The organism is Massilia sp. ZL223 (assembly GCF_018119395.1).
Taxonomy (GTDB): domain Bacteria; phylum Pseudomonadota; class Gammaproteobacteria; order Burkholderiales; family Burkholderiaceae_D; genus Telluria.
Genome location: NZ_JAGPWD010000014.1, coordinates 61,661 through 76,136, shown reverse-complemented (window position 1 = coordinate 76,136; position 14,476 = coordinate 61,661). Strand labels below are relative to the sequence as shown.

The 14,476-nt window shown below is 66.6% G+C and carries 15 protein-coding genes; 4 read left to right on the top strand and 11 right to left on the bottom strand.

The genetic code is table 11. From position 1 onward, the window contains the following. Positions 1-20 precede the first annotated feature (20 nt). The 5 genes from KBW95_RS11280 to ybiB all read right to left on the bottom strand — a co-directional run bounded on the left by KBW95_RS11280 (position 21) and on the right by ybiB (position 6,036). Positions 21-2,615, bottom strand: a complete 2,595-nt coding sequence (locus KBW95_RS11280) for a carboxypeptidase-like regulatory domain-containing protein (RefSeq protein WP_211528283.1) — start codon at positions 2,613-2,615, stop codon at positions 21-23. A 71-nt stretch (positions 2,616-2,686) separates the two neighbouring features. Further along, a complete protein-coding gene (locus tag KBW95_RS11275; RefSeq protein ID WP_211524574.1) occupies positions 2,687-3,532 on the bottom strand; it encodes a molecular chaperone in 846 nt (281 codons plus the stop codon). Positions 3,533-3,551: 19 nt separating this feature from the next. Next, on the bottom strand, positions 3,552-4,046 hold the full coding sequence (locus KBW95_RS11270) for a DUF4402 domain-containing protein (RefSeq protein WP_211524573.1): 495 nt from the start codon (positions 4,044-4,046) through the stop codon (positions 3,552-3,554). Positions 4,047-4,072: 26 nt separating this feature from the next. Next, positions 4,073-4,609 (bottom strand): DUF4402 domain-containing protein, encoded by a 537-nt coding sequence (locus KBW95_RS11265; protein ID WP_211524572.1) that lies wholly within the window; start codon positions 4,607-4,609, stop codon positions 4,073-4,075. A 467-nt stretch (positions 4,610-5,076) separates the two neighbouring features. Further along, complete coding sequence (gene ybiB / locus KBW95_RS11260) at positions 5,077-6,036, bottom strand: DNA-binding protein YbiB (protein WP_211528282.1); 960 nt, start codon at positions 6,034-6,036, stop codon at positions 5,077-5,079. A 141-nt stretch (positions 6,037-6,177) separates the two neighbouring features. On the opposite strand from ybiB, the gene KBW95_RS11255 reads away from it, so the two are divergent. From KBW95_RS11255 to KBW95_RS11245, 3 genes are all read left to right on the top strand, one after another. Next, positions 6,178-7,239 carry a 3-deoxy-7-phosphoheptulonate synthase gene (locus tag KBW95_RS11255; RefSeq protein ID WP_211528281.1) on the top strand — a complete coding sequence of 354 codons (1,062 nt, stop codon included), beginning with the start codon at positions 6,178-6,180 and terminating at the stop codon, positions 7,237-7,239. A 130-nt stretch (positions 7,240-7,369) separates the two neighbouring features. Next, positions 7,370-8,410 carry a tRNA (adenosine(37)-N6)-threonylcarbamoyltransferase complex transferase subunit TsaD gene (tsaD, locus tag KBW95_RS11250; protein ID WP_211524569.1) on the top strand — a complete coding sequence of 347 codons (1,041 nt, stop codon included), beginning with the start codon at positions 7,370-7,372 and terminating at the stop codon, positions 8,408-8,410. A 108-nt stretch (positions 8,411-8,518) separates the two neighbouring features. Continuing rightward, positions 8,519-9,364 carry an endonuclease/exonuclease/phosphatase family protein gene (locus KBW95_RS11245; RefSeq protein WP_211524568.1) on the top strand — a complete coding sequence of 282 codons (846 nt, stop codon included), beginning with the start codon at positions 8,519-8,521 and terminating at the stop codon, positions 9,362-9,364. Between the two features lie 15 nt (positions 9,365-9,379). Here KBW95_RS11245 and KBW95_RS11240 read toward each other — a convergent pair whose 3' ends face one another. From KBW95_RS11240 to ybaK, 3 genes are all read right to left on the bottom strand, one after another. Next, entirely contained in the window at positions 9,380-10,027 is a 648-nt protein-coding gene (locus KBW95_RS11240) for a DsbA family oxidoreductase (protein ID WP_211524567.1), read from the bottom strand. 88 nt (positions 10,028-10,115) lie between these two features. Further along, a complete protein-coding gene (plsY, locus tag KBW95_RS11235) occupies positions 10,116-10,748 on the bottom strand; it encodes a glycerol-3-phosphate 1-O-acyltransferase PlsY (RefSeq protein ID WP_229429687.1) in 633 nt (210 codons plus the stop codon). A 64-nt stretch (positions 10,749-10,812) separates the two neighbouring features. Further along, the gene (gene ybaK, locus KBW95_RS11230) at positions 10,813-11,304 is read right to left on the bottom strand and encodes a Cys-tRNA(Pro) deacylase (protein ID WP_211524612.1); all 492 of its coding nucleotides are present in this window, start codon (positions 11,302-11,304) and stop codon (positions 10,813-10,815) included. A gap of 39 nt (positions 11,305-11,343) precedes the next feature. Here ybaK and KBW95_RS11225 point away from each other — a divergent pair, with 39 nt between their 5' ends. Next, on the top strand, positions 11,344-12,318 hold the full coding sequence (locus KBW95_RS11225) for an endonuclease/exonuclease/phosphatase family protein (protein WP_211524566.1): 975 nt from the start codon (positions 11,344-11,346) through the stop codon (positions 12,316-12,318). 275 nt (positions 12,319-12,593) lie between these two features. On the opposite strand, the gene KBW95_RS11220 is transcribed toward KBW95_RS11225, so the two are convergent. The 3 genes from KBW95_RS11220 to KBW95_RS11210 form a co-directional block, all read right to left on the bottom strand. Continuing rightward, a complete protein-coding gene (locus KBW95_RS11220) occupies positions 12,594-12,776 on the bottom strand; it encodes a hypothetical protein (RefSeq protein ID WP_211524565.1) in 183 nt (60 codons plus the stop codon). A 74-nt stretch (positions 12,777-12,850) separates the two neighbouring features. After that, positions 12,851-13,756, bottom strand: a complete 906-nt coding sequence (gene xerD, locus KBW95_RS11215) for a site-specific tyrosine recombinase XerD (RefSeq protein WP_211524564.1) — start codon at positions 13,754-13,756, stop codon at positions 12,851-12,853. Then, positions 13,729-14,253 (bottom strand): methylated-DNA--[protein]-cysteine S-methyltransferase, encoded by a 525-nt coding sequence (locus tag KBW95_RS11210; protein ID WP_211524563.1) that lies wholly within the window; start codon positions 14,251-14,253, stop codon positions 13,729-13,731. Before KBW95_RS11210 ends, xerD begins: the two co-directional genes overlap by 28 nt. Between the last annotated feature and the right edge of the window lie 223 nt (positions 14,254-14,476).

Genomic DNA, 14,476 nt, shown 5'->3' with positions numbered 1-14,476 from the left:
TTATCGGTTCGCACGCAAACTCACGCCCCATCCTCCGCCCGCACATCCAGATCCCTCCCATTGAGCACGGCCCCCTCCTTCCCGATGGTAATGACGTGCATCCCCGTATCCGTCAGCCCCAGCCGCTTGAGCTGCTCCGGCTGCACCCGCAGGAAGTACTCGCCCGGAAAAATCCCCGTGATCACGTAATACCCATCCGCCGCGCTGACCGCGCTCGCCACCACCTTGCGCCGACTGTCGACCACTTCCAGCCGCAGGTCCCCGATCGCGCGCCGCGCGCCGCTGGCGTAGAGGTAGGTGGTGCCGTCCACCTCCCCGGTCACGCCCACGGGGAAGTCGATGCTGCTGACCTTGCCCGGACGCGGCACGATGCGCACGCCCGGCGTGCGCGGCTGCCATTGCGGGTCGTCCAGCGAGTTCGGGTCGACCGCGATGTCGGTGTGCTGGTGCGCCGGCAGGCGCGCCAGGGTGGCCAGCCCGGCCGCGTTGGTGCGCGCCAGGTAGCTGGCGCCGTTGACCGTGATGCCCGCACCGCCGATCGGCTCGTCGGCCTCGTCCATCACGCCGTCCAGGTTCTTGTCGAGGAAGACGCGCACCGAAGCCGCGCCCATGTTCGCCATCGGCTGCGCATCCATCGTCATGCGCATGGCGCGCGGCTCCCAGCCCATGGCCATGAAGAACTGCACGCCCAGGCCGTAATCGCGCCGGTTCGTGTAGAAGGCGTTCACGCCCAGCCCATAGGTGCCCAGGCTCTTGTTGAGCGCGCCGGCCAGGCGCGTCTCGCGCTCGTGGAACGCACGCGTCAGGCCCAGGTTCAGCATGTAGCCGTCGTTCAGGTAGTAGTCGGCGGTGAGCGCGGCGCTCCCCAGCCCCGCGTCCGGCGCGATCAGGTATTGCAGCTGCCCCGTGAGGCCGATGCCGGCCACCCGGCGGCTCACCTGGAACAGGCCGTCCGCCATGTCGTGGCCGCCCAGCGACTGCCAGCGCAGGGTGTTGCTGAGGGCGATGCCGTCGCGGTAGGCCGCGATCCGTCCCTGCAGGTCGATATTGCGGGTGCCCGAGGCCAGCCGGTCGTGGCGCACTTGCAGCGCCAGCGGGTAGAAACTGGATCCGCCGGGCGCGACCACGCCTTCGGCGCGCAGCTCGTCCCTGGTCTTCACCGGGTCGGCGCTGGGCGAAAAGAACTCGCTGCTGAAGCGGTCCAGGGTCGCCCGGCTGGCCGACAGGGATACCTGGCCCAGGCGCGTCTTGAGGCCGAGCTGGGCCAGCTTGCCGCCGTCGTCGCCATGGACCGCATCGACGGTGGCGATCATGCCCTTCCAGTAGCTGCGCAAGCCCAGGTTGGCGTAGCCGCGCTGCACGCCGTCCGGCAAGGCCAGGCGCTGCCAGCCGCCGGTGGCGTTGAGCCAGTCGCTGGCGCCCCACTCGAACTGCGCCAGCGCGCGCTGGTGGCCGAAGCGGTCGCGGTGCGCGGCCAGGTCGTAGTACAGCGCGCCGCGCGGCACGGCCGACTGCTCCAGCAGGAAGCTCTGGCGCTCCACGCGCAGCTGCCCCAGCGGGCCATGGAACACCAGGCGGAACTCGTTGGGACCGTAGGCAAGCGGCTGGTCCTCGAAGCTGTACTTGCCGTCGCCGCGCGACTGCTGGAAGCCGACCAGCGCATCGTTGTAGTACAGCTCGACGTCCCAGCCCGGCGGCAGCGCGCCCTGCAAGGTGTGGCGGTCGAAGCTGGTGGGCTGGTTGAGCGGACGGTTGCTGAGGACGGCGCCATTGCCGGTGGGGCTGCTGGCGGAGACATTCGCCACGCCCGGCACCGGCACGCTGCCGAACAAGGCGGTGCGCGCCCGCAAGGGGCCAAGCAGGCCGGCGTCGGGATCGTGGCGCCCCAGGGTCAGGCGCAGCCCGGCGTCGGGGTCGTGGCGGTTGCGGCTCGCGTACAGCGCGGCTTCCATGCCCGCCAGGTCGGTGGTCAGGTAGGCCGTGTAGGCGGCTTCGGTCTGGCGCCGTCCGCCCACGCTGGTGGTCGCCAGTCCGATGGTCTGGTCGATGAAGGGCGTGTCGACCAGGCGGTAAGGCGTGGACAGGCGTGGATAGCCGGGGTCGGCATAGCCGCCCGGCATGCCAGGCAGGCTGCCGCGCTCGCGCCGCGCCAGGCGCGCCTGGATCGGCAGCTGCTCGCGCGGCTTCACCTTGAGCGCCAGGCTGGACATGTCCAGGTCGAGGTCGACCGGCAGCCAGCGCGCCATCAGCTTGCTGGCCACGTAGATGTCGTCGGAGAGCAGCTTGAATTGCGCGCGGTCGAGCTCTTCGTGGCGGCCGGCGATGTCGGCCACGCGCCCCGGCACGTCGAGGCTGAAGGCCCGTTCCTCGTTCAGGATATAGCCGCTGGCGCGCCCCTCGCCCGGCGTCACGCGGATGGCCAGGGTCAGCAGGCGCGCCATTTCGCCCAGCGGCAGGTAGACGTCGCGCCCGATCTCGTAGCCGGTCACGGCGTCGGACAGCAGCTGGTTGCCGAGCCGGACTTCCAGCAGGACCAGATTGGCTTCCGGCGCGCGCAAGGGCGCGGCCGCGGCCGGCGGCGCATAGGCGGACAGCAGCGCAGGCAGCAGCGCCATGCCTGCGAGCAGACAAGCCGTCCGGACGACCCGCATGAACGTGCGTGGCTAGTGAAGCTTCGCCGGGCGGATCACGGCAGCGCCAGGCTGGCCTGGGCCAGCGGCTTGCCGCCCGCTTCCGGACGTTCGCGGAACACGGCCTCGAGGGTGCCGCCGGACAGGTTCAGGCCGGCCGGCAGCTGCAGCGGCAGCGCGGCCTGGCGCACGCGGTTGGGGGTGTAGACGGCGATGCCGCCCACCTGGCCCACCGTGGTGGTCTTGCCGCCGCGCGGCGTGAAGCTGACGCTCACGTCGCCGTAGACCGAGCCGCTGCCCTCGCGCTCGAGGCGCATGGTCAGCAGGGGCCGGCGGGTGGCGTCGTATTGCAGGGCGAGGCCGGCCAGCTTGATGCTGGCGTCCACTTTCCCGTGGCGCACGATCACCGGCACCGACGCGCCCACCAGGGCGTTCATGACCACGCCGATACCGCTGTTCTGGCCGCGCTGCTCGATGCTGCTCTCGCCTTCCGCATCCGGCAGCTTGTCGAACAGCAGGTGCGAACGGTATTCGCCCTCGGCCAGGTCGGCCGGCTTGCGCAGCATGACGCGCACGGTCTGGGCGGTGCCCGGCTGCAGGGTGATCTGGCGCGGCGAGTAGCGCAGCATGCTGTCGGCGAAATGCTCGCCCGGCGCCGGGGTGTCGGCCGGTTCGAACTGGCCGGCCTCGGTCATGCGGCGGTTGACTAGTGCGATGCGGTAGCTGGCCGGCTTGGTTCCATTGTTGATCAGCTCGATCTGGGCGGCGCGCTGGTTCTGCTCGAATACGATGCGGGTCGGGTGCAGCATCAGCTCGGCGTGTGCGGGAGCGCACAGGGTCAGCAAGGACAAGGCGCCGATCAGGCGCATGAAAAAGGCGGGAAACTGCAGGCGAAACATCATATGGTCCTACTTGACGGGTCTACTGGAAATTAACGATCACCGAAAACGAACCGCTGTACACCCCCGGCGCCTGGTTCGGCGCCACCGTGAGGGTGGCCCCGACCGCCAGCGGCGTGCCGCTGACCGGTACAGAGGGAAGCATTCCGCTTGGCGAGCTGGTAAAGCTGTTCACGGCCATGCTGTTGCTGCCGCTGTTAAGCCTGATTTGTCCATTGCCGGGCAGCGAAATGATCACGGCCTTGTTGCCGCCGCCGTTGCTGCTCTTGGAGACAGTGAAGTTCGCCTGGCTGGCGGACGGGGAATTGAGCAGGACGACGGCGCCGGTGCGGGAACGCAGGCCGGTGGGGCCGATCACCACGGTGCCGCCGCTGCCGGCCACGAAGCGCCCGAAGTCCAGGCTGCGGGTGTTCGAGATCATGACCTGCTGCGCGCTGGCGCCGGATGGCGCCAGGGACAGCATGAGCAGCAGCGCCGGAAGGAGCAAACGGCAGGAAAACATGCGGCGTGCAGACACGGCCGGGCTCCGACGCCGCTTGCCGCTTAGTTGTACTCGACGGTGGCGGTCACGCTGCCGGTGTAGGTGCCGGCCGCCTGGTTGGCGGCAACGGTCAGCACGCCGCCGACGTAGATCGACTGCGCGCCGGAGCTCAGGGTACCGCTCGTCACGTTACCCGAAGTGGCTGCGCTGGCGCTCAGGTCGCTGATCGAGGTGAAGGCCATGGTGTCCGAACCCGATGCCAGGGTGGCCGAGCCGCCCAGGGTGATCGAATAGTTCAGGCCGGTTTCACCGGTCACGTTGAACTGCGCCGCGGTGCTGGTGCCGCCTGCAGCCACCACGCCGCCGCTGACGGCGCGGCTGCTGTTCGGGCTGATGGTGACCGTGCCCGGGGTCGCGCCCGGTGCGAAACTGCCGAAGGACAGGTCGGTGACCTTGGAGATCTGGATCGGGGCGATCACGGTGCTGGTCGAGGAGGCGGTCGCGACGGCGGCGTGCACGCTGCCGGCGGCAACGGCGGCAGCCAGCGCCAGGGCGGCGAAAGCGAAACGGTTCGAGGTGATGCGGAGTTGCTTGGTCATTCTGGTCATCCTTCAGAAATTGGCGGACCGGCGTAAAGCCGAACGTTTTTCTAACGATGCCGTCCAGCAATATCTTCTCAATAACAGCAGATATTGCCGTTCAGTATCGTTTTGCTATGTTGCGCAAAAATAATAGCCGCTTTCTTGAGGAAAATCACTTTCCTTACAACAAACTTACTCAAATATCATTGCTCTTATGAAAATTAATTGTTAATTAATTACTTGAGCATACAACATTTGGCCATCAATTACCTAAACTTAGCAGAACATAACCGAAATTTATGGGAAAAATTAGGCTTCGGGACAGGGAAAATGCGTCCCGGGTTTTAGATCCCTGACTCTAAATTGCCTAGTCCGACACGTTGTTTAGAGCCAACGCTAAACACGAACGCAGCCAGGGTGGCCCGGCCGCGAACAGTGAAGAGCAAGCAAAACTGAAGGATGGAGGGCGAACCGGCCCGCCGCGATCAAGCCCGCAGCGCGCGCGCCACCTGTACGCACTGGGCCACCTGGGCCAGGATAGGACGCGGCACCGGCACTTCCCCCGCCAGCGCACGCGCGATCCAGGCGGCGGTCGCGGCCGCGTCGCGGGTGTCCGGCACCTCGGCCAGCTCGTCGGCGGGCGCATCGCGTTCGACCAGGACCGTGCGGCTGCCGGCGTGGAACCAGTCGATCTGCTGGGCCCGGTGCGGATTGGCCACCGTCTCGCCCTCGGTCCCGCGCATCAGGAAGGCGTCGCCGCGCTCCGCCGGCGCGGCGCCGGTGAAGTACTCCCCCAGCGTTTCCAGGTACTCGGGGTGGGTGTAGGAAACCAGGCGCAGCGCCGGCCCCTCGAAAGGCTGCAGGATCTTGACCAGGGTATGGGTCGAGTTGCGCACGCCGAGGATGCGGCGCAGCGACAGCATGTGCGCCAGCTTCGGCGCCAGGCGCTCGATCGGCAGGAAGGCCGGCCGGCCCGCCGCGAAGGCATCCTGCATGTCGGCCGTCGAACCGGCTTCCGCCAGGCCGAGCTCGGCCAGGATCTCGGCCGTCGTCACCCGCCCGGGGTCGAGGCGCACGCCGTGCACCAGCACCGGCACGCCTTCGCGCGCCAGCAGCAGGGCCAGCAGCGGCGTCAGGTTGGCCAGCTTGCGCGCGCCGTTATAGCTGGGAATCAGGACCGGGGCGAAGGGGCCCGCGGGCGCCGGCAGCGGCGCGAACGAGGCTTCGGCGGCGTCCATGAAGCCGGCCAGCTCCTCCACCGATTCGCCCTTGATGCGCATGGCCAGCAGGATCGCGCCCAGTTCCAGGTCCGAGACCCGGCCGTCCAGCATGGCGCCGTAGAGGCGGCCCGCATCCTCGCGCGACATGCTGCGCGCACCCTTCACGCCGCGGCCGATCTCCTTGATGAAGGGGGCGGCGGCAAAGCTCTCGATGTCCGTGTTCATGGCAAAAGGATACACGGGATTGCGGACCGGCTGCAGGCGCCCTCCCCTTTGGCCCGCCGGCGAATTTTGCGCGCGGGTGTGCAAGTGCAGCAATTTGCGTCTACACTGGTCAACTCCCTAAAGAAAACATTGATTAGCACCATGATCATCACGCCCGATATCGAAAACACCAACGTCAGCTCCTTCGCGCGGATGCCCACCCCGGTCGAGCTGCATGCCAAGCTGCCGCTGACCGACCGCGCCTTCACCACCGTGATGCAGGGCCGCGAGACGCTGCGCAATATCCTCGACCGCAAGGACCACCGCCTGTTCGTCGTGGTCGGCCCCTGCTCGATCCACGATCCGGAAGCCGGCCTGGACTATGCGCGCCGCCTGAAGACGCTGCAGGCCGAGGTCGCGGACACCATGGTGCTGGTGATGCGCGTGTATTTCGAGAAGCCGCGTACGACCACCGGCTGGAAGGGCTATATCAACGATCCGTTCATGGACGACTCCTTCCGCGTCGACGAGGGCATGGAGCGCGCGCGCCGCTTCCTGCTGGACGTGTGCGAGCTCGGCCTGCCGACCGCGACCGAGGCGCTGGACCCGATCTCGCCGCAATACCTGGGCGACCTGATCGCCTGGACCGCGATCGGCGCGCGCACCACCGAATCCCAGACCCACCGCGAGATGTCTTCCGGCCTGTCGACCCCGGTCGGCTTCAAGAACGGCACCGACGGCGACGTCAGCATCGCGGTCAACGCCGTGCTGTCCTCGGCCAATCCGCACGCCTTCCTGGGCATCAACGACCAGGGCACGGTATCGATCGTGCGCACCAGCGGCAACGCCTACGGCCATGTGGTGCTGCGCGGCGGCGGCGGCCGCCCGAACTACGATTCGGTGTCGGTGGCGATCGCCGAGCAGGCGCTGAAGAAAGCCGGGCTGCCGGCCAACCTGGTGGTGGACTGCTCGCACGCGAACAGCTACAAGAAGCCGGAACTGCAGCCGCTGGTGATGTCGGACGTGATCCAGCAGATCCGCCATGGCAACCAGTCGCTGGTGGGCGTGATGATCGAGTCGAACATCGTGTCGGGCAGCCAGCCGATTCCGGAAGACCTGTCGCAGCTGAAGTACGGCTGCTCGGTGACCGACGGCTGCATCGGCTGGGAAGAGACGGAAGCGATGCTGCGCAGCGCGCATGCCGAGCTGCTGCAGCGCCCGTAGGGTGGACGGGTCTCCCGTCCACGCGTTCCACTGCTAACTATCACCGCGTGGACGGCGGAGCCGACTACGCGTCCCGGTCCACCCTACGGTAAAATCCCGCCTTCTGCATCTTTCTCACCGGCTTTTTCCCATGATCGTACTCGGCGTCGAATCCTCCTGCGATGAAACCGGCCTGGCTCTGTATGACACCGAGCGCGGGCTGCTGTCCCATGCCCTGCATTCGCAGGTCGCCATGCACGAGGAGTATGGCGGCGTGGTGCCGGAACTGGCCTCGCGCGACCACATCCGCCGCGCCCTGCCGCTGCTGGAGGAAACGATCAGGCGCGCGGGCATTCCGATGTCCGCCATCGATGCCGTCGCCTATACCCAGGGTCCCGGCCTGGCCGGCGCGCTGCTGGTCGGCTCCTCGGTGGCCTGCTCGCTGGCGCTGGCGCTCGACAAGCCGGTGCTGGGCGTGCACCACCTCGAAGGCCATTTGCTGTCGCCGCTGCTGGCGACGGAGCGTCCGGAGTTTCCCTTCATCGCCCTGCTGGTCTCGGGCGGCCACACCCAGCTGATGCGCGTGGACGGCGTCGGCCGCTACACCCTGCTGGGCGAGACCCTGGACGACGCGGCCGGCGAAGCCTTCGACAAGTCGGCCAAGCTGCTCGGCCTGGGCTATCCCGGCGGCCCGGCGATCTCGCGCCTGGCGGAATTCGGCGATCCCGACGCCTACACCCTGCCGCGCCCGATGCTGCACTCGAAGGACTTCAACTTCAGCTTCTCGGGTTTGAAAACCGCCGTGCTCACGGTGGTGAAGAACCACGAGGAAAAGGTGGTGGCCAATATCTGCGAGCAGGACAAGGCGAATATCGCGCGCGGCTTCGTCGACGCGATCGTCGACGTCCTCACCGCCAAGTGCGTGAACGCGCTGCGCCACACGGGCCTGAAGCGCCTGGTGATCGCCGGCGGCGTGGGCGCCAACCGCCAGTTGCGCGCCTCGCTGGACGCGGCTGCTGTAAAACGCAAGTTCAAGGTCTATTATCCTGAACTGGAGTTCTGCACCGATAACGGCGCCATGATCGCCTTCGCGGGCGCCATGCGCCTGGAACGCAATCCGGACCTGGCGCAGCGCGATTACGCGTTCAACGTGCGTCCGCGCTGGCCCCTGGACGAGCTGGAAGCCGCATAAATTCTAGGGTTTCGCCTGAACTTGCAAGCTTGACATCGATCCTACGGTGTGACCGTCGACCGCCAAACGGTGGCAATATCCGACGGTCAAGTTTTACGGAGGTGAGTGATGCGCGTGGTGAGCTGGAATATTCATTGGGGTTGTGGCAAGGACGGAAGGATCCGCATTCATGCGATCATCGACGTGCTGCGCCGCCTCAATCCGGATGTAGTCTGCCTGCAGGAGGTGGCGGCGAACCACCCGGAGCTGGAAGGCAGCGCGACCGCGAACCAGTTCAAGCAGCTGGGCGGCGCCTTCGGCGGCTACCACCTGATGGAGCACGCTCCCAGCGAGATCTACAAGAACAACGTTCCCCGCCTGTTCGGCAACCTGATCCTCTCGAAATACCGCATCTCGCAGGTGCACCGCCACCTGCTGCCCTGGCCGGCCGATCCCGAAAGCCCGGCCGGCATGCCGCGCGGCCTGCTGGAAACCGTGATCGACGCGCCCGGCGGCAAGCTGCGCCTGATGACCACCCACCTTGAATACTATTCGGCGCGCCAGCGCATGGCGCAGGTCGCGCGCGTGCGCGAGCTGCATGCGGAAGCCTGCGCCCGCGCGCGCATCTTCCAGCCGGATCCGAACCTGGATGCGCCCTTCCAGCTGGGCTTCCGGCCCGGGTCGGCGATCCTGTGCGGCGACTTCAATTTCGCGCCCGCCTCGCCCGATTACGAGGCCATGCTGGCCGCGCCCGCACAGGGCGAACTGGCGCTGCGCGACGCCTGGCGCATCGTCCACGGCGACACGGCGCGCGCACCGACCGCCGGGCTGCACGGCTATCCGTGGCCGGAGCGGCCTGAGTGCTATGACTATTTCTTCGTGACCGAGGATCTGGCGGAGCGGGTGAAGGTGCTGGATGTGCTGTCGGAGACGGCGGCGTCGGATCATCAGCCGGTGGTGCTGGAGCTGGCTTGAGGCGCACCACCTCAATTACTCTTTAGCCGCAATCTCCCTCAACGCCCTCTCGAACACCTCCGGCGGCTGCCCACCCGAGATCAGGTGCTTCTGGTTGATGATAATCGCCGGCACCGACCGGATCCCCGCCCGCTGGAAGAACTGCTCGCGCTCACGCACCTCCTCCGCGAATTCGTTCGAGTTCAGGATGCGCGCCGCCACTTCGCGGTCCAGCCCCGCATGCCCCACCGCGCGCAGCAGCACCTCGTGGTTGCTGGGATCCTCGCAATGGGTGAAGTAAGCGCTGAACAGCGCTTCCTTGAGCTCGCGCTGGCGCCCTTCCTGCTCCGCCCAGGACAGCAGGCGGTGAGCGTCGAAGGTGTTGTAGATGCGGCCGCGCCGCTCCATGTCGAACACGAAGCCGACGTCAGCGCCGCGCTGGCGGATCGCCTCGCGGGTCTGGGCCTGCTGCTCGGCCGTGGCGCCGTACTTCTCGGTGATGTGCTCGACGATGTCCTGTCCGTCCGGGCCCATGTCGGGGTTCAGCTCGAAGGGCTGGAAATGCAGGTCCGCCTGGACCTCGGCGCCGACGCGGCCCAGCGCCGTGTCCAGCGACTTCAGACCGATCGCGCACCATGGGCACGAGACGTCCGATACAAAATCGATCCTGAGTTGCTTGGTCACAGCGCACCACCTTTCTTGTCCGTTGCGGCACGGGCGTGCCGTCAAACGGATATGGTAACGCCTGGCCGGATTTCGGGCGCGCGGGGCCTTATTTCTTCTTGGCGCCCGCCGCCTTGCTGCCGATCCTGGACTCCTTGCCGGCCAGCAGATTGGCGATGTTCGCGCTGTGGCGCCACAGCAGCAGCCCGCTCATGATGAACACGGCGAACAGGATCTCGTCGGCGCCGAACAGCAGGCCGTAGTAGAAGGGCGCGAACACCGAGGCGATCAGCGCCGCCAGCGAGGAATAGCGGAAGGCATAGGCCACGATCAGCCAGGTGGCCGCGGTCGCCAGGCCCAGCCACGGGTTAATGCCGAGCAGTACGCCGAGCGCGGTCGCAACGCCCTTGCCGCCCACGAATTTGAAGAACACCGGCCACAGGTGGCCGATGAAGACGGCCAGCGCCACCAGGGCGATGCTTCCCTCTTCCAGGCCGTACTGCGGGCCGAAGTGCACGGCCAGCCAGACGGCCAGCCAGCCCTTGAGGCAGTCCCCCACCAAGGTGGCGATGGCGGCCTTCTTGCTGCCGCTGCGCAGGACGTTGGTGGCGCCCGGGTTCTTGGAGCCGTAGGTGCGCGGGTCGGCCAGGCCGAAGGCGTGGCTCACGACCACGGCGAAGGAAATCGAGCCGATCAGGTAGGCGGCGATGGTGGCGATGATGGTGGCGATCGTTGGGTTCATCTTGTCTCTTTTTTAATAAGCCAGCAAAACCGGCCCGTGAATATACACCATGCTTCGGGGATAGTCACTCGGCCAGGGCGCATTGCACCGGCCGTGCTTTCAGCACGTCCACCAGCACGCGCGGATCGATGCCGACCAGGTAGCCGCGCCGTCCGCCATTGATGTATATCTTGTCCAGGGCCAGGATGCTCTCCTCGACGAAGACCGGCATCGCCTTGCGGATGCCGAAGGGCGAGGTGCCGCCCACCATGTAGCCCGAATGGCGCTGGGCCACGTCCGGCTTGCAGGGTTCGACCGACTTGCAGGGGATGGCGCGCGCCAGGTTCTTGGTCGAGACCTTGCAGTCGCCATGCATCAGGACGATCAGCGGCTTGGCCGCCTCGTCCTGCATCACCAGGGTCTTGACCACGTCGTGCTCCGGCACGCCCAGCGCGCGCGAGGACACGGCGGTGCCGCCATGTTCTTCGTACTCGTAGGGATGCTCGGAAAAAGCGACCTGGTGTTTGCGCAGGAATTGTGTGGCGGGTGTCTCTGACACGTGCTCTTTCTTGGCCATGCGTGGTACGCTAAAGACGAACATAAAGGGGTTTCTATTATGCAGGAAGAAATTCGCTTTGCCACCTTCAACACATTCAACCTGGCCCCGCCCGGCGCGCACCTATACGACAATCTCGCGCCGTTCACGCCAGAGGAATACGAGGCCAAGCTCGCCTGGACCGCGCACCAGGTCGACCTGCTCGATGCCGACGTGATCGGCTTCCAGGAAATCTTTTCCCAGTCCGTGCTGAAGGAAGTGCTGGCGCGCACCCGGCGCTACCGCGATGCCGCCCACGTCGGCTTCGATCCCGATCCCAGCGCTTCGCGCCTGACGCCCAGCGTGGCCCTGGTGTCGCGCCTGCCGCTGGCCGAACCGGGCCGGGCCCTGAGCATGTTTCCCGACAATGTCGCCATGCCGCCCGGCAGCCGCGACCCGGACCGCTTCACGCGCGCTCCTTTGCACGCGGCCATCGAGCTCGCGCCCGGCGTGGTCGTGGACGTGATCGTGGTGCACCTCAAGTCGCGCCGTCCCGACTACCGCTCCAGCGACAGCGGCGACGACCCGCACCTGTACGCCCTCGCCTGCCTGCGCTCGCTGATAAGGCGCGGCACCGAGGCCACCGCCCTGCGAGTGCTGCTCACCGACATGGCCCACGCCCGGCGCCGCCCGCGCATCGTGATGGGCGACTTCAACGACGTGGCCGATTCGGTCACCACCGAGATCGTGCTGGGCGAAGGTACGCCGCCGGCGGACCGCATGTACGACGCCTTCCGCGTGCAGCGCCAGCAGGACAACGGCCGCGACGTCGGCTTTTCTATCCTGCACGACCGGCGCCACTCCACCATCGACCACATCCTGGTTTCGCCCGAGTTCAACCACGCCCTGCCGGAAGCGATCGGCGAAGTGAGCAACGTGGTCTACCTGAACGACCACCTGAACCTGGGCCTGCCCGAAGCCTCGGACCACGGCCAGGTGCTGGCGCGCCTGCGCCTCTATCCGTCGCGCGGCGAGTTCAGGACGGCGGCGGATTGACGGTTCGCGTGCCCGCAAACCAGGCAGGCGGCACGCATTTCATCCCCGGCTAACGCATTTCATGCCGCCCAGACGTCGGCTCGTCGCATCCCGCTGGATGACGCAAACCGCAATCTTTATAGTTCAACCATGCGCACTGAGCTCGATCCCGATGCGGATCGAGCCTACGCGCCACCGAACACCGCGGGCCGGAACACTTGCGGACGGCCCGCCTCCCTTTATCCGCGACAGGCGCCGGCTTGCCAAGCCGGCGCAACGCGGTTTTCCCGCATGGCTCAGGACAGTTCTTGCGGCGCGTCCGTATCCAACCCAGGCTGCTCCGAAGCCTCCGTGGCGCCGCCTTCCGGCTCGGCAGGGGCGTTTTTAGCCTCCAGCTTGCGCTTGGCCTTTTCCTCGGCCTTGCGCTTCTTTTCGAGTTCCCGCTGACGCTTTTCGTAACTGAAATTGTTCCGAGTCATTTTCACCTCGCCTGTACAAAGAAGATTGGGTGCTGCCCGGCCATTATGGACTAGTCCCGCCGGCGCGGCTTGCACTAACCACGGGGGTGGTGCTGGGCATGCAGGTGCTTGAGGCGTTCGCGCGCGACGTGGGTGTAGATCTGGGTGGTCGAGATGTCGGCGTGCCCCAGCAGCAGCTGCACCACGCGCAGGTCGGCGCCGTGGTTGAGCAGGTGGGTGGCGAAGGCGTGGCGCAGGGTGTGCGGCGATAGCGGGGCCTGGATGCCCGCCTTCTGTGCGTGCTTCTTGATCAGGATCCAGAACATCTGGCGCGTCATCGGGCCGCCGCGGCCGGTCACGAACAGTGCGTCGTCGACCTGGCCATTGAGGATGATGCCGCGCGCGTCCTTCAGGTAGCGCTCCAGCCAGCCGCGCGCTTCCTGGCCAAAAGGCACCAGGCGGGTCTTGCTGCCCTTGCCGGTGATGCGCAGCACGCCGTCGTTCATGCTCACTTCCACCAGCTTGAGCGCCACCAGTTCCGATACCCGCAGGCCGCTGGCGTACATCAGTTCCAGCATGGTGCGTTCGCGCAGGCCCAGCGGCGTATTCACGTCCGGCGCGGCCAGCAAGGCTTCGACCTGGCTTTCGGTCAGCGTGTGCACGAAGCGGGTCGGCTGGCGCGCCGATGCCATCTTGAGGCAGGGGTCCTGCTGGATCTTTTGCTGGCGCAGGGCCAGCTGGTAGAAGCGCTTGAGCACCGACAGCCGGCGATTGGCCGAGCTCGGGCGCGATTCGGCATGGCGGTCGGCGAAATACGCGGCCAGGTCTTCCGGCTGGACCGCCAGCAGGCTGTCGCGCTGCGCACGCTTGGCTTCGAGCCAGCCGGCGAACAGGCGCAGGTCGCGCCGGTAGGCGTCGAGGGAGTTCTTCGCCAGTCCCTGCTCCAGCCAGAGCGTGTCGCAGAACTCGTCGATCAGGGCCAGATTGACTGCTGTTGCCATGGGGATGCGGTGGCGCCTTCGTGGCGCAGCAGCCAGCGCTTCACGGACAGGTGGAAACCGTTTTCGTCGTCCTGGTTGGAAAAGCCGCCCAGCCCGCCGGACGCGGTGACGCGGTGGCAGGGAATGATCAGGGGGAACCAGTTGGCGCCGCAAGCCTGGCCCACGGCGCGCGGCGCCGAGCCGATCAGCTTGGCCAGCTGGCCGTAGGTGCGCACGCTGCCGCGCGGGATGGCGCCGATCGCTTCCCAGACCTTGCGCTGGAACTCGGTGCCGGCCTCGAACAGCGGCAGCTCGAAACGGAAGTCGGGGTCGGCCAGGTAGCGCGCGATCTGCTGCGCGGCCTGCCCGGCGACGGCGTTGTCGGGGTCTTTTTCGGCGTAGTGCGGCGGCAGGTAGACCAGCTCGCGCACCCGCTCGTCCTGCGTGCGGATGCCCATCGCGCCAAAGGGCGTGGCCACGATGGCGTGGAACAATTCGCTTCCCTGTTCTGTCTTCATGATTGCTTCGTGTGGTGCGCGGAAAAGGCTACCGCGTAGTGCAATCTTAACTGGTGGAAAGGATGATGGATAGGGTATGCAGGCAGTATGACAGACGAAAAAAAACGCACCCTCAGGTGCGTTCAATTCGGGTCACGTTCCGGCTGTTTAGCGGTGCTAACAGCTTCTGTCAAACGTGGTGTCTCCTCGAATTACTCCGGTATGAATTACCGTGCTTTTGTAT

Coding starts and splice junctions, on each gene's coding strand:
- plsY (WP_229429687.1), bottom strand. CDS start 10,748: ATGAACCCAACGATCGCCACCATCATCGCCACCATCGCCGCCTACCTG.
- ybaK (WP_211524612.1), bottom strand. CDS start 11,304: ATGGCCAAGAAAGAGCACGTGTCAGAGACACCCGCCACACAATTCCTG.
- KBW95_RS11255 (WP_211528281.1), top strand. CDS start 6,178: ATGATCATCACGCCCGATATCGAAAACACCAACGTCAGCTCCTTCGCG.
- KBW95_RS11265 (WP_211524572.1), bottom strand. CDS start 4,609: ATGACCAAGCAACTCCGCATCACCTCGAACCGTTTCGCTTTCGCCGCC.
- KBW95_RS11220 (WP_211524565.1), bottom strand. CDS start 12,776: ATGACTCGGAACAATTTCAGTTACGAAAAGCGTCAGCGGGAACTCGAA.
- tsaD (WP_211524569.1), top strand. CDS start 7,370: ATGATCGTACTCGGCGTCGAATCCTCCTGCGATGAAACCGGCCTGGCT.
- ybiB (WP_211528282.1), bottom strand. CDS start 6,036: ATGAACACGGACATCGAGAGCTTTGCCGCCGCCCCCTTCATCAAGGAG.
- KBW95_RS11225 (WP_211524566.1), top strand. CDS start 11,344: ATGCAGGAAGAAATTCGCTTTGCCACCTTCAACACATTCAACCTGGCC.
- KBW95_RS11210 (WP_211524563.1), bottom strand. CDS start 14,253: ATGAAGACAGAACAGGGAAGCGAATTGTTCCACGCCATCGTGGCCACG.
- KBW95_RS11280 (WP_211528283.1), bottom strand. CDS start 2,615: ATGGCGCTGCTGCCTGCGCTGCTGTCCGCCTATGCGCCGCCGGCCGCG.
- xerD (WP_211524564.1), bottom strand. CDS start 13,756: ATGGCAACAGCAGTCAATCTGGCCCTGATCGACGAGTTCTGCGACACG.
- KBW95_RS11275 (WP_211524574.1), bottom strand. CDS start 3,532: ATGATGTTTCGCCTGCAGTTTCCCGCCTTTTTCATGCGCCTGATCGGC.
- KBW95_RS11245 (WP_211524568.1), top strand. CDS start 8,519: ATGCGCGTGGTGAGCTGGAATATTCATTGGGGTTGTGGCAAGGACGGA.